Below are 12607 nucleotides of genomic sequence, written 5' to 3' on the forward strand. Positions count from 1 at the left end.
ACGCTCAGACGTGCTGCTTGAACCAGGACAGCGTGTCGTTCCAGGCTGCGGTGGCCTGCGCCTGGTTGTATCGCTCGCTGGTGTCGTTGTGGAAGGCGTGGTCGACGCCGGGATACACGGTGACCTGATGGGTGATGTTGCTGGCTGCCAGAGCATCGCGGAGGGCGGGCATTGCCCCGGTGATCCGCTGGTCGAGTTCAGCGTAGATGCCGAACACCGCGGCCTTGATCGAGGGAACCTTGTTCAGGTCCGGGGCAGGCCCATAGAACGCAGCAGTGGCTTTCAGGCCGGACAACTCGGTTGCCGCCTGCCAGGTGATGCCGCCGCCGAAGCAGTATCCGTTCATGCAAATGCGGTCCGGGTCCACAAAGTCCTGGGCCTGAAGGTACTCAAAGGCGGCCGCGAAGTCAGCGACGTGGCGTTGGGCTCCGGCGCGGGTGAGGGCTCCTGATACTGCGTCGGCATCAAGGCTTGCGGTGCCTCCCTCCCTGCTCAACAGGTCCAGGGCCAAAGCGGTGTAGCCGGCCTTGGCGAAACGCCGTGCAACGTCCTGGATATGGGGTGTGAGCCCCCGGTTCTCGTGACAGACCAGCACCGCGGGACCTGCCTGGTCCGATTCCGGCCGGGCGAGGTAACCACTGATGTCGGTGCCGGCGGACGGGAACCTGACGGTCGCCGTCGTGAGCCCCGCAGCACCCTCCGGGACGGAGAGGGGGCTTTTAGCCCCGGGCACGGCACCCCCGCCGGGCGTGCTGCCCGCCGCGGAGGAGGACGGGCGGTCGGGGCCCGGCATCGGGTCGCCGCTGGAGGGAACTTCTTCCGGCGTGCAGCCCACAAGCGACATCGCTGTGGACGCGGCGCCCATGCTTCCCATGATGAACGCGACCCGCCGGGTGAACGTGCGGTGGGACATCGCCCCGGCCCGGTAATCGTCGAAGAATTCCTCGATCAGGTACCGTTCAAACTTTCCAAGCTCGATCATCACTGGCCTCCTCGGCTGAGGCGAACATCCTCCTCCAAGGCCGGCAGTCGTGCAAGGGCCGGTGGCCGTTAGTGTGCCGCAGAGCCCGGCGTTGCCGGGGAACTGCTGCGTCCTAGAACTGTTCAGCCGGGATGGTGAAGCCAAGGTCCAGGAGTCCGCGGCCGGCCTGTTCCAGGATCGGATCCATGGTCAGCGATGCGTGGTTAAGCAGGACGTTGACATCGCGCTGTATCCGCTGGAGGGGGTGCGAGAGCCGGTGAACGCTGCCGCCTGACCCGGTAAGGACGAGACGGACGGCCTCAGCCGACGCCGCACCGCTCAGACCGAGCGAGAGCCGGTACCGGGCCCGCTCCCCGTCCGTGAAAGTGACTGGCCTGCGCCCATAGGAGCCGGACACCACCCGGACGGCTTCGTCCCAGTGCAACCGCGCAGTGGCAACCTGGCCGTACGCCTGCGTGAAGCGGGCCTGGGCGAGGGGCGAATCCGCCTGCCGCTTCTGCACTGTCTGCTTGACTTTGCGCACCATCATCAGCTCGCGGAACACCTCGATGGCGTGCTCGGCGGCGCCAAGGGCAGCTGCGGGGGCAACCATGTTCAGGAAGGTGGCCATGGGGATGTGGATGTTCGGATCCGGGTGAATGCTGCTGCCGGGGTTGTCCGCTGCAGCCAGGCGCTCCCAGGCAAGCGCCCGGTGCGCGGGGACAAAGAGCCCTTCGGCCCTGAGATCGTTGCTTCCTGTCCCCCGCAGGCCGGCAGTGTGCCAAACGTCCAGCAGTTCAAGGTCAGCCACCGGAACCAGGAATTGCATCCGGGCATCGCCATGCTGTGCGGCCAGGAGAGCCCATTCGGAGTGCATGACGCCTGAAGCAAAGCTCCAGCGGCCCGAGATGGCGTAGCCGCCGGGAACTTCCGCGGCCTGACCCGGAGGCGCCCCGGTAGCCGCCGCCAACGGAGCGGGCCCGTCGGCGAAGACTTCGTCCTGGGCCTCCTGGGGCCAACGTGCCAGCATCCAGACGTGCTCCACGAGGTGCCCCACGCTCCATGCGGTGGAGACACAACCCTGGGCCAGCCGGCGCACCACCTGGACGTAGGTTTCCAGGCCCATGCCGAATCCGCCCACAGCCTGAGGCGCGAGCATCTGGAACACACCCGCTTCCTTCAGCTCCGCCATGGTGGCATCCGGAACCTGCCGGATCCGTTCGGTCTCCTCAGCGCGCTCCCTGAGCCGGGGAATGAGGGCATCCACGCGGGCCAGCAGCTCGTCGTGGGTGGGAATGGCAGCATGGGCACGGGCGGCTGCATTGGCCGGGGAGCCCGCGGCCGGGAGCTCGATGGTGTGGGCGGTGTGGTTCCGCTTGGCGGCCAGGTAGCGGTGGTTGGCCTCGGAGAGGTGGACCCCGGTGGGAACCTGTTCCGCGACATCGATGCCCAGGGCCGCGAGCTGCCCCGCCTTGTCCGGGTTGTTGGTCAGGAGGCTGATGCGGCCCGCGCCGAGTGCGCCAAGCATCTGGGCTGCGGCGCTGTAATCCCGTTCGTCCTCGCCGCGGCCCAGCGCTACATTCGCTTCGTAAGTATCCAGGCCCTGGTCCTGCAAGGCATAAGCGTCAAGCTTGGAATACAGCCCGATCCCGCGCCCTTCCTGCCGGAGGTACAGAAGGAAGCCCCCGACGGCGGAAATTTCCTCGACTGCCTCGCGCAGCTGTGGCCCGCAGTCGCAGCGCTCGCTGCCAAAGACATCGCCGGTGAGGCACTCGCTGTGGAGCCTGACCAGTGGCGCCTTGCCTGCCGGTCCCTGGTTGAGGAGGGTCTGCTCCCACTCACCGAGCGCAAGCAGCAGGTGCTCCTGACCGTCGGACAGTCCGTGGAACGTCATCACCTCGGCAGTGGAAGTGAAGCCGTCGGGGAAGCGCAGCGGGACTGTGACCTGGCTGCGAACGGTGGCCGGTTGTTCATAGGGACGCACCATGGTCTCGGACAAAACGGTCATCTCAGCTCCTCGGGAAGCAGGTTCAAAGGTGGCAGGTACCAAAGTCACAGGCCGGCCGTTCGGGAGAAAGGCACCAACCTTCGGTGTTACTTGAATATTAAAGTAAACCGTACAGGGCATTAGTTCATGACGCAAGTGATTTCGTGCCCAGAAAAGTTCATGCCTGAAGTAAATGCCCTATACTTGTCCAATGGATCATGCTGATGAGACGCGCTGGCTGAGCAACGATGAACGCGATGTCTGGCTGACGCTGGTGGGCGTTATGATAAAGCTCCCCGCCGCATTGGACGCACAGCTGCAGCGTGATGCCGGGCTGAGCCACTTCGAATACATGGTTCTTGCCGGACTGTCCGAAGCGCCGTCGGGCACACGCAGGATGAGCGACCTTGCCGGATTCACCGAGTCCGGCCTGCCCCGCCTGTCCCAGGTGGTGGGCCGTCTGGAGAAGCGTGGCTGGGTTAGCCGTTCCACCGACCCTTCCGATGGTCGGATCACGCTGGCCACCCTCACCGACGAGGGCCGGCAGAAAATCGTCCGGACAGCTCCGGGGCACGTGGAGGCCGTCCGCAACCTCGTGTTCGATCCCCTCACCAAGGCGCAGTCCCGCCAGCTGGGCAGCATCGGAAAACGGATCATGGGCGCCATCGACCCCGCGGACCGCTGCCTTCGGAGCGGGGGCCCCACATCCTGGGCCAGGGACGCAGACCCCGCCGGATCGTGAGAGCAGCTGCCCCTGCGGCCAGGGCTCCTGTTGCCAACCGCCTCGGGTTCTGCGCGTCGGGGCGCTTCTGAAACGCGATCGTGTCCAGCAGGAGCTGGCTGTTCCCTGCGTCGGGACGGGTGAACACGACTGGAACTGTTCCCAGACCGAGCCCGGACATGTCGATGCGGAAGGCGTACGGATCGTCGGCGTTGTCAGGATGCAGGCGCATCCCTTTGCGTGTGGCCGGAATGGGTGTGAGCGGTTTCATCATCAGCTGGTTGCGGTGGACGATGACTTCGATGCCGGCACCCATGAGCAACCGATTGAACAGGTTGGTGACAGGCCCGGGGGCAGGCGCATACCAGCCGCACAGCGCGGCCCACACCTCTGCGTGCGGCGGCACGTCGGTCCGCAGCGCTTCGTGGGGAAGTCGGAGCAGGTGCCGAAGCAGTGCAGTGCCGAGGGGCGCCGCGGCTCCTTGACCGCTTAGTGCGCCGGTGTTCGTCAGGACCACCACGCCGACGCCCTCGCCCCGGGCCATGGCCAGATGTGCCAGGAAGCCTGACAAGATGCCGTCCTTGCCCACTGTTCGGTGCTTCCCTTCCGCACCGATGTTGAATCCCAGCGCCGCTCCCGGCACGCGGGGGTCAGGCTGGAAGTGTGGCTGGAACATCATCTCCGCCGTCGCAGGCTTCAGGATTGGCCCGCTCTCCGCGGCTCCTCCCTGAAGCAACGACGCCACATAGCGGGCCATGTCTGCTGCCGTCGAGTACACGCCTCCTCCCCCGGGTGTCGGCACCTCAAAGTCGGCCACCGGGACGAGCCCCCGGCGGCGAATGACGTAACCGGTTGCCAGCCCGGGCCGTACCCGGTCGGAGCGGACAAGGTCCGTGTGGTTCATTCCCAACGGGTCGAAGATCTGTCCGCGAAAGTAGTCTCCCAGCGACTGGCCCGTGACGTCCTCGACAATCTGGCCCAGCGCTGCGAAGCCGTGGTTGCTGTAGGCCCATTTGGTCCCGGGCTGGATCTCCTGCGGCAGTCCCCTGCGGTAGTAGTCGGCCAGCGGCACCAGCCGGGTGGCGCTGATGCCGGCGCCGAAGGCGGGCCGGAGCAGGTCCGGGACCCGGCGCCAGTAGCCGACGCCCGACGTGTGCGTGAGCAGGTGCCGGACTGTTGCCGGCTGGAGGTCCGGGCGAACGGGCGTCAGCCGGAAGGTGGTGAGGTAGTGGTTAGCCGGCGCGTCCAGGTCGATCAGCCCGCGCTCCCAAAGCTGCATGACCGCGACAGCGGTGAACGTTTTGGTCAGCGAGCCGATCCGGAACACGGTCTCTTCGGTCACCGGTTTCCCCGTGGCCACGTCTGCGACGCCGTATGCGTGGAACCATGGCGGCGTTCCGTTCCGGACAATCGCCACCGCCACCCCCGCAGAGGGCCAGCGGCCCAGCACCTCGGCGACCTTCACCCGCACGGCAACCTCATCGATCTGCCCGGCATCCCCGGTGACGTGGGCGGTGGTCACGGTAACTCAACTCCTCCAGGTGTGTCCTCTTCCGGGTGGCCGGTCAGCCATGCGGGTCGATCGGAGTGAGGATCCCGAGCCGTTCCTCGATCGCCGCAGCGGCGTCCAGGCACAGGTCTTCACGGAATCGCGGCCCGATCAGCTGAACCGCCTGCGGCAGGCCGTCTTCCAGGCCCGCGGGCAGCGCCACGGCAGGCAGGCCCAGGGCGTTGACCGCGGTTGTCAGCCGCATTCCCCTGATGGTCTGTGCCACTTTTCCCTCGTCAAGATCGGTTCCGGCCTCGAAGGGAACGTCGGTATAGACGGGTCCGGCGATGAGTGGGTAAGTGGTTTGGAACTCCCCCAGGCGCGCAGCAACGACTGCCGCGTCATGAAGCTCTTCATCGTGGCGACCGGGTCGGAGGGCCCTGCAACCTCGTAGAATGCGGCAAAGAAGCGCTGGGTGTCCATCGGGAGCAGCGGGCCCATGGTGTCCCACATCGCCCGGACCTCGGCCGTGTTCAGCATGTCGAGCAGAGTTTTCGCGGCCTCGTCGATTGATGGCGGCTCCACTTCCTCGACCAGGTAGCCCGCATCGCTGAGCGCCTGTGCTGCTTTGGAAAGACCGTCCTGCACCTGGCTTGCGGTTCCGTGGCCGCCGGGGTCCAGCACGAGTGCCACGTGGATGGGTTTGGCGGGTTCGGGCCCCCGGAGCGGCGCCGGGACGGACCACGGGTCGCGCCAGTCGGGCCCTGCCATGATCTCGAAGGCCATCCGGAGGTCCGCGATCCGCCGCGCCATGGGCCCTTCCACATCCGTCAGCTGGACGCCGATCGGCGTCACTGCCGGGTCAACCGTGGCATGGGGGATTCGGCCAAGGGACGGCTTCAGGGCGGCGACGCCGCAGCACTGTGCCGGCCACCTGAGCGAGCCAAGGCCGTCATTTCCGAGGCCAAGCGGCGTCATGCCGGTGGCGAGCGCCGCCGCCTCGCCGCCGCTGGAGGCGCCGGGCGTTCGAGAACGGTCCCAGGGGTTGACAGTGGCTCCCCAGAGCTCACTTTCGGTGTGCCACCGCGCCGCGAGGTTGGGACAGTTGGTCCGGCCGATCGGGATTGCCCCTGCCCTTCGCAGTCGCTGGACCTGGGGCGCGTCCCGGGCCGGGTACGCCCCCGTGAACGCCTTAAGTCCCGCGGTGGTCGGTGTGCCAAGCAGGTCGATGTTGGCCTTGACCGTAAAGGGGACTCCGTGCAGCGGGGGCAGCCCCGCCCCGCGCGCGGTAGCCTGGTCGGCTGCCGCCGCAGCCGCCAATGCCTCATCCGCCAGTACAACCGTCACTGCATTGATGACGGGATTAACCTGCGAAATCCGCCCCAGGTGCGACTCCACCACTTCCCGGCTGGATGCCTGCTTTGACCGGATGGCCCCGGCCAGCTCACCGGCGCCCATCCGCCACAGCTCGGAGTCCGTGACAGCCATATCCATCACCTGCCTCGAGAGCAACGTTGCGTTTCGTTCCCGGCGCGGGAATCGGGGTGGGACCTTCAGTATCGCTGTCCGCCCGGAGCTTGTACATGCCGGCTCCCGGGGCGGCGGGCAGGCGCAACGGCGGGCGGGTCCAAGGACTCTGGACCGCCATGCACAAGGCCGCCAACCATGGATGGGAGGTGATAAGCCGTGGAGAGAATCACCGCCGAAGACCGGCTCATGCTCTGGCCCGATGAGCGGTGGCCCCAGGACGTCGGCGCGCTGGCAGTCATCGACGGCCGCGCGTTCCTTGAGGCCGACGGGCGCTTCCGCCTTGCCGCTGCCCAGAAGGCGGTGGAGCGCCGCCTCCACCTGCTCCCCCGGTTCCGCCAGGTTCTCTTTCCGCCCAAAAGGGGCCTCGGTGGGCCGCTCTGGGTGGACGATCCCGGGTTCAGCATCGGCCATCACGTCAACGTTGCACAGGTTCCCGTTCCGGGAGATGACACCGGGCTCCTCCGGACCGTCGAACGCCTGCGCCGTTGCCGGCTGGAGCCCACTCGTCCGTTATGGGAGATGTGGTTCCTGCCCGGTCTCCCCGAAGCCCGCGTCGGTCTGTTCATCAGGCTGCACCACGTCGTGGCCGACGGCATCGCAGGAGTCGCGGACCTCGCAGCTTTCCTCGACGTCACCCCTGATTCTCAAGCACCTGATCCACCGCCGTGGGACCCCACACCAAGGCCCACGACGAGGGACCTCATCACCGACAACCTCCGGCAAAGCGGCACCGGCTTCAGGCATGCGCTCGCCGCCATCGCCGACCCCGTGGGTGCCCTGCGCAACGCCCGTGCAGCCTGGCCCTCCCTGCGCGAGCTGATCGCCGAAGAGCCTGGACCCCGCACAAGCCTCAACCGGGTGGTCGGCGCCGATCGCACGCTCGGACTGCTCCGCGCAGATCTCGCTCCGGTCCGGCGCATCGCTCAAATCAACGGGGCCAAAGTCAACGACGTACTCCTCGCGGCCGCCGCCGGCGGATTGCGGGGGCTGCTCCAAAGCCGTGGCGAGCAAGTCCAGGGCGTCAGCCTCCCGGTCTACGTGCCGGTGTCCTTGCGAACCAGGGGAACACCGAATGTGAGAGGAAATCTCATTACCCAGATGGTGATCCGGCTCCCGATCAGCCCCGCCGATCCTGTGCAGACACTCAAGGTGATCGCGGCTGAGACTGCCAGGGCGAAAGCCATGGTGCGCCCCTCGCTCGGAACCACCTTCCGGAACAAACTGGTGAGTGCAGTCCTGCTGCGGCTCATCGTCCGCCAACGGATCAACCTCGAAACGGCGGACCTGCCAGGGCCGCAACAGCAGCTCTATTTCGCCGGGGCCCGGCTGCTCGAGGTCTTCCCCTTGCTAAATCTGACCGGCAACGTGTCCCTCGGCATTGGAGCATTGTCCTACGCCGGCCAGTTCAACGCCATGGTGGTTGCCGACGGCGACGGCTACCCGGACCTCAACGTGCTCACCTCCGCAGCCCACACTGAGCTGCGGACACTCCTGGCCAACAGTTCCATGGGGTAGTTCGGCCTAAGCTGGTCCCGTGACTCCGACGCCCTCCCCGAACCCCCTTGACGTCATCATCCACTCAGGGCCGGCCGACTGGTGGGTGATCCTTGCCGGGCTGGGGCCCCTGGCTGTCCTGATCGCGGCTCTCCTCGCCTTCTATATCAACTGGCGGACCCTGAAGCAGCGAACCGCCGCCGACAAGACCACCCTGGAACAGAAGCGCGAAGCGGACGCCCGGGCCCTGCAACAGAAGACCGAAGCGGACAGCCGCGCAGAATGGTGGCGGCGCACCCAGTGGGCTTTGGACCGGGCGCTGGACGGTGATGAAGGAACCAAGGCCCTGGGGCTGGCGACACTGGACGTCCTGGCCCGCAGTGAGCTGGCGCGCAAGGAGGAACTCGAGCTTTTCGACATTGCCTGGAAGAACGTCTCCGGCGACGACAACGGGGAAGGCAACGGCGACGCCGTCGAAGCGGACGGCGGGGAACCCTACGCGGCGAACGAACCCGACGCTGCGAAGGAACCCGACGCTGCGAAGGAACCCGACGGGGCGATGACCGCTGGCGGGCCCCCCGCCGATGCCGTGGACTCCGGCGGGTTCATGGGCGAGAATGGAACAACACAAGAGGACGAGGCCAAGGAGGTCGGACCGTGAGTGCAGGCACATCTGAACACCGCTTCGTCCAAACGCCCCGTAGCGCCTCCCCGGCGCCGGCCAAGAAGGCCTCCCCGGCCGAGCACCGCGTTCAAGTCGCGGCTGCGAGGCTGCGGGTCACCCTTGATGAGCGTCTCGGGCGCGAAACGCCCGCCAAGACCAAGGCCTTAGCCAAGGAACCCATTTAAACAGCCCGGTACCTGGCGGGCAGGTCATTGGCCGCGCTCCGCCGCTTCACTGCAGCGCCACGGCGATGATGACGGCGTTGATCAGGAGATTCAACATCAGCCACCGGTGGAAGTAGAGTGCGGTGAGCACCAGTGATATGACCGCACCTGTGATTGCGGCTGCGGGCGCCCAGGACGCACCGGCCATCACCGCTATGCCGGCGGCAACAAATGCAACGGCGGCACCCACCGCGAAGGCCACCCTGAAGCCCCGGGCCAATTCTTCCCGGCCCAGCCGGACAGCGATCCATGAACGGTGTGGATCGAAGGGAGCCTTCGCCGGGTCAAAGGGTGTACACCACATCCCCAGGTGAACCAGCCCATGGGCCACGAGGAAAAGCACCACTATCCACGTCATGCCACTCCCCTTCCCGTGATCAGTGCAGGAGCCAGGATCCGTCCGACGGGGGCTCTGGACGATGCCGGTGAAGCTTGCGGAACAGAATGAGGAACGGCCAGGCCAGCAGTTGCACCACGCCTGCCGTGATCAGCAAACCAACGAAGAGAAGCAGGACCGGAGAGTACAGGAAAAACACAGTAACAACGGCGGCAAAGTACCCGCCGACCAGCGCGCTGACCGTTCCGGTGTCCATCTGAAATCCCCAGTCCCGTCAGTCGTCGGAATGAACCTTGGTCGGATGGGCATTGCCGGCCGTGGCAACGATCTCCGCAGCAAGATCGCGGATGCTGACATTGCGGGTCCGCGAGGCACGGAAGAGCCACTCAAGGGCTACGTCCTCGCTGCAGTGTTCCTGGCCGATGATCACGCCGACCGCTATGTCAATCGGGGGTCGGGCGGCCATCACCGTCCGGAGATTCTGCTCGGTCTCGCGCAGGGAAGCGATCCGGATGACGAGGCGCAGGCCCTTCGAAGCGTCAGCTGCCAGAGCGTGTGCACTGGCGATGGCATCACGGCCGAAGCCGTGGGGCCGGAGGCTGTAGAAGCTCAAGGAGGCACTGGCCGCGCCTTCCAGCCCAACCGGCAACGCGAGGACTGAGAGCACTTTCCCGCCCCTCGCAGCGTCGATGAAGCTCGGCCAGCGCTCTTCGGATCTCAGATCCGTGACAAGGACCATTGCCTCATCCAGGGCAGCCGACAACCCCGGCCCTTCGCGGTACTGGGTCTGGACGTCCTCCAGGCTTCGTGTGGCCTCTTCGGAGCCGCCTGTGTGGGCCAAGCCGGAGGCCCTCAACACAGTGACTCCGCAGGTCACATCCCCGGAAACAAAAGCCTGCTGCTCTGCGCAGAAAACTGCGAGGTCTTCGAGGAAGCCGGAGAGGTCCGGACAGTTCAGTACGAGGTCCTCGACGTGGCGGGTGATGTCGGCGGCTGGATAGGAAAGGGGAGCTCGGGCAGCCATGGGGAACCTTCCGGATGCTGGGATCCACGCCCAGACTTGGCTGGCGTCCGCGTTCTGCCTAACGGTCATCCCAGCCTACTCTCTTCTGCCCACCCGCGAGGGGGAACGTCCCCCCTTTGCTGCCGGGCCGGATTCAGGACGGGCGTCGCCGTTTGGGAAAGGGGATCCGGTCCAGATCGTTTGCCGCCACCACGCCCGCTACGCCGGCCCGGGCACGGGCCTGGTCGGCGAGCGCTGTGACATCATCGCCATAGCGTGAGGGGAAGTGGGTGAGAACAAGCAGGCCGACGGCGGCGCTGGCCGCCAACTCCCCCGCATGCCCGGCGGTGAGGTGCCGGTACCCGGCCGCGAGACCGGCGTCGTCATCGCTGAAGGTGGACTCGGCAACCAGGAGGTCGACGCCGTCGGCCAGTTCAGCCGGACCCCGGCAAGGCTGCCGTCGCGTTGGAGGCGCCCGACGTCGGGTCCCGAGATCCCGGCGGCGGCCAGCCGTTCAGGAACGAGACTCCGGCCGTCGGGTTCGGTCAGCCGGTAGCCGTATGTCTCGATGCGGTGGTTCAGGGCGCGGACCTCGAGCCCGGGAGCGACCGTTCCGGCTCCGCCATGAGGGTGCAGCCTCAGGTCGACCCCGGGCGTGGCGATGGCAACGAGCGCGCGGACCATCTCCTTTCCTGACGCGGGGTAGTGCAGGTGGACGGGGCGGGCCACGCCGTCCAGGGCCATCCGTGACAGCACGCCCGGCAGCCCGTAGCAGTGGTCGCCGTGCACGTGGGTGAGGCAGATGCGCGTGATCTGCGTGGCCGAAACGCCGGCGTGGATCATCTGGCGCTGGGCGCGCCTACACCTTTCTTGATGCCGGGACAAGGGACCATCGCCCGGTCTTGGGGCATACCCTGACTGCTAGATTGGCACAGCCAAGGCAACGCACGGCTTGGCAGCAGCCGGTCCATTCCGGAAGGACACACCATGCTCTCTGACGCTTCCCGGCCCATCATCGAGGCAACGCTGCCTGTGGTGGGCGCCAACATCGAAGAGATCGCCAAAAGGTTCTACAAGCACATGTTCGACGCAAGGCCGGACCTGCTCGACGGCCTCTTCAACCGTGGAAACCAGGCGGACGGCCGCCAACAGCAGGCACTCGCCGGATCAATCGCCGCGTTCGCCACCCTCCTGCTGGAAAAACCGGATCAACTCCCTGACCATCTGTTGTCGCGGATAGCCCATAAACACGTCTCGCTCGGCCTGGCCCCGGACCAGTACCACATAGTCCACGAGCACCTGTTCTGGGCGATCGTGGATGTGCTGGGGGACGCCGTCACACCGGAGGTGGCGGCGGCCTGGGACGAGGTCTACTGGCTGATGGGCAACCTGCTGATCAACCAGGAACGCGGACTCTATAACGCGGTCCATCTCTCACCGGAAACCATTTGGCGGACCTGGCGCGTGGCCGAGCGCATTCAGGAGACGGACGACGTCGTCACTTTCGTGGTGGAGAGGACCGACGAACGGGAGGTGAAGCCGTCCCTGCCCGGACAGTATGTGACCATCAAGATGCTCATGAAGGACGGCGTGCACCAGCCCCGGCAATACAGCCTCACCCGCGCCGACGACGGCAAGCACCGGCATTTCGCCGTCAAAAGGGTCCACGGTCTCAGCACTCCCGACGGCGAGATGTCCAACCTGCTGCACAAGGACGTCAGGGTGGGCGATGAGGTGGTGCTTTCTGCCCCGTTCGGCGATGTGGTGCTTGAGTACACGGACCGGCCGGTGGTTCTGGCCAGCGCCGGGATCGGCATCACCCCCATGGCCGGGATGCTCTCCCACCTCGTGAAGTCCAGGTCCCAGCGCCAGGTGATGCTGCTCCATGCCGATGACAGTGAGGACTCGTTTCCGCTTCGCAGGCAGGTCAGTGAAGACCTCGCACTGCTGAACGAGGGATCCATGCACACCTGGTTCCTGAATCCGGGCGCTGACGAGGGTACTGCCGGCTCGGGGTTCACCGGGTTCATGGACGTCAACGCAGTGGAGTTGCCCATCGACGCCGAGTACTACCTCTGCGGTCCGCTGCCGTTCCTGCAGGCGGTGCGGAGCGACCTGATCGCCAAGGGAGTCCGGCCCCGGGACATCCAGTACGAAGTGTTCGGGCCTGATCTCTGGCTGGCCGACTACCAGTAAA

General features: G+C 66.3%; 14 protein-coding genes. 5 read left to right on the top strand and 9 right to left on the bottom strand.

What is annotated here, in order from left to right; genetic code table 11:
* Positions 1-4 precede the first annotated feature (4 nt).
* Both ACS5PJ_RS02115 and ribA read right to left on the bottom strand, forming a co-directional pair.
* Positions 5-982, bottom strand: coding sequence for a dienelactone hydrolase family protein (locus ACS5PJ_RS02115; protein ID WP_439433267.1), 978 nt, complete (start codon positions 980-982; stop codon positions 5-7).
* A 112-nt stretch (positions 983-1094) separates the two neighbouring features.
* The gene (ribA, locus tag ACS5PJ_RS02120) at positions 1095-2969 is read right to left on the bottom strand and encodes a GTP cyclohydrolase II RibA (protein WP_439433268.1); all 1875 of its coding nucleotides are present in this window, start codon (positions 2967-2969) and stop codon (positions 1095-1097) included.
* Between the two features lie 190 nt (positions 2970-3159).
* On the opposite strand from ribA, the gene ACS5PJ_RS02125 reads away from it, so the two are divergent.
* On the top strand, positions 3160-3690 hold the full coding sequence (locus ACS5PJ_RS02125) for a MarR family winged helix-turn-helix transcriptional regulator (RefSeq protein ID WP_439433269.1): 531 nt from the start codon (positions 3160-3162) through the stop codon (positions 3688-3690).
* Here ACS5PJ_RS02125 and ACS5PJ_RS02130 read toward each other — a convergent pair.
* Genes ACS5PJ_RS02130 through ACS5PJ_RS02140 form a run of 3 tightly spaced genes read right to left on the bottom strand, consistent with a single transcriptional unit; the run spans position 3602 to position 6646 of the window.
* Positions 3602-5191, bottom strand: coding sequence for a serine hydrolase domain-containing protein (locus ACS5PJ_RS02130; RefSeq protein WP_439433270.1), 1590 nt, complete (start codon positions 5189-5191; stop codon positions 3602-3604). The genes ACS5PJ_RS02125 and ACS5PJ_RS02130 overlap by 89 nt on opposite strands.
* A gap of 43 nt (positions 5192-5234) precedes the next feature.
* A complete protein-coding gene (locus ACS5PJ_RS02135) occupies positions 5235-5507 on the bottom strand; it encodes an amidase family protein (protein WP_439433557.1) in 273 nt (90 codons plus the stop codon).
* Positions 5414-6646 (bottom strand): amidase family protein, encoded by a 1233-nt coding sequence (locus ACS5PJ_RS02140; RefSeq protein WP_439433271.1) that lies wholly within the window; start codon positions 6644-6646, stop codon positions 5414-5416. Before ACS5PJ_RS02140 ends, ACS5PJ_RS02135 begins: the two co-directional genes overlap by 94 nt.
* A gap of 198 nt (positions 6647-6844) precedes the next feature.
* Here ACS5PJ_RS02140 and ACS5PJ_RS02145 point away from each other — a divergent pair, with 198 nt between their 5' ends.
* The 3 genes from ACS5PJ_RS02145 to ACS5PJ_RS02155 are packed head-to-tail and all read left to right on the top strand — an operon-like array spanning position 6845 to position 9031.
* Complete coding sequence (locus tag ACS5PJ_RS02145; protein ID WP_439433272.1) at positions 6845-8203, top strand: wax ester/triacylglycerol synthase domain-containing protein; 1359 nt, start codon at positions 6845-6847, stop codon at positions 8201-8203.
* 19 nt (positions 8204-8222) lie between these two features.
* Positions 8223-8843, top strand: a complete 621-nt coding sequence (locus tag ACS5PJ_RS02150; RefSeq protein ID WP_439433273.1) for a hypothetical protein — start codon at positions 8223-8225, stop codon at positions 8841-8843.
* The gene (locus ACS5PJ_RS02155; protein ID WP_439433274.1) at positions 8840-9031 is read left to right on the top strand and encodes a hypothetical protein; all 192 of its coding nucleotides are present in this window, start codon (positions 8840-8842) and stop codon (positions 9029-9031) included. The genes ACS5PJ_RS02150 and ACS5PJ_RS02155 overlap by 4 nt, the downstream gene beginning before the upstream one ends.
* Positions 9032-9077: 46 nt before the next feature.
* Here the strand turns inward: ACS5PJ_RS02155 and ACS5PJ_RS02160 are convergent, their stop codons facing one another.
* The 4 genes from ACS5PJ_RS02160 to ACS5PJ_RS02175 form a co-directional block, all read right to left on the bottom strand.
* Positions 9078-9428, bottom strand: coding sequence for a hypothetical protein (locus ACS5PJ_RS02160; protein ID WP_439433275.1), 351 nt, complete (start codon positions 9426-9428; stop codon positions 9078-9080).
* Between the two features lie 19 nt (positions 9429-9447).
* Entirely contained in the window at positions 9448-9663 is a 216-nt protein-coding gene (locus tag ACS5PJ_RS02165) for a hypothetical protein (protein WP_439433276.1), read from the bottom strand.
* An 18-nt stretch (positions 9664-9681) separates the two neighbouring features.
* Positions 9682-10431, bottom strand: a complete 750-nt coding sequence (locus tag ACS5PJ_RS02170; RefSeq protein ID WP_439433277.1) for an ANTAR domain-containing protein — start codon at positions 10429-10431, stop codon at positions 9682-9684.
* A gap of 198 nt (positions 10432-10629) precedes the next feature.
* A complete protein-coding gene (locus tag ACS5PJ_RS02175; protein WP_439433278.1) occupies positions 10630-11253 on the bottom strand; it encodes an MBL fold metallo-hydrolase in 624 nt (207 codons plus the stop codon).
* Between the two features lie 144 nt (positions 11254-11397).
* Here ACS5PJ_RS02175 and ACS5PJ_RS02180 point away from each other — a divergent pair, with 144 nt between their 5' ends.
* Entirely contained in the window at positions 11398-12606 is a 1209-nt protein-coding gene (locus ACS5PJ_RS02180; RefSeq protein WP_439433279.1) for a globin domain-containing protein, read from the top strand.
* Position 12607: the final 1 nt, after the last annotated feature.

Origin of the sequence: Pseudarthrobacter cremeus (genome assembly GCF_051857465.1) — a bacterium.
Classification (GTDB): Bacteria; Actinomycetota; Actinomycetes; order Actinomycetales; family Micrococcaceae; genus Arthrobacter.

Bases quoted from the DNA above. Each gene is read 5' to 3' on its own strand.
- ACS5PJ_RS02180 (WP_439433279.1), top strand. From the start codon at position 11,398: ATGCTCTCTGACGCTTCCCGGCCCATCATCGAGGCAACGCTGCCTGTG.
- ACS5PJ_RS02125 (WP_439433269.1), top strand. From the start codon at position 3,160: ATGGATCATGCTGATGAGACGCGCTGGCTGAGCAACGATGAACGCGAT.
- ACS5PJ_RS02115 (WP_439433267.1), bottom strand. From the start codon at position 982: ATGATCGAGCTTGGAAAGTTTGAACGGTACCTGATCGAGGAATTCTTC.
- ribA (WP_439433268.1), bottom strand. From the start codon at position 2,969: ATGACCGTTTTGTCCGAGACCATGGTGCGTCCCTATGAACAACCGGCC.
- ACS5PJ_RS02160 (WP_439433275.1), bottom strand. From the start codon at position 9,428: ATGACGTGGATAGTGGTGCTTTTCCTCGTGGCCCATGGGCTGGTTCAC.
- ACS5PJ_RS02170 (WP_439433277.1), bottom strand. From the start codon at position 10,431: ATGGCTGCCCGAGCTCCCCTTTCCTATCCAGCCGCCGACATCACCCGC.
- ACS5PJ_RS02165 (WP_439433276.1), bottom strand. From the start codon at position 9,663: ATGGACACCGGAACGGTCAGCGCGCTGGTCGGCGGGTACTTTGCCGCC.
- ACS5PJ_RS02140 (WP_439433271.1), bottom strand. From the start codon at position 6,646: ATGGCTGTCACGGACTCCGAGCTGTGGCGGATGGGCGCCGGTGAGCTG.
- ACS5PJ_RS02175 (WP_439433278.1), bottom strand. From the start codon at position 11,253: ATGATCCACGCCGGCGTTTCGGCCACGCAGATCACGCGCATCTGCCTC.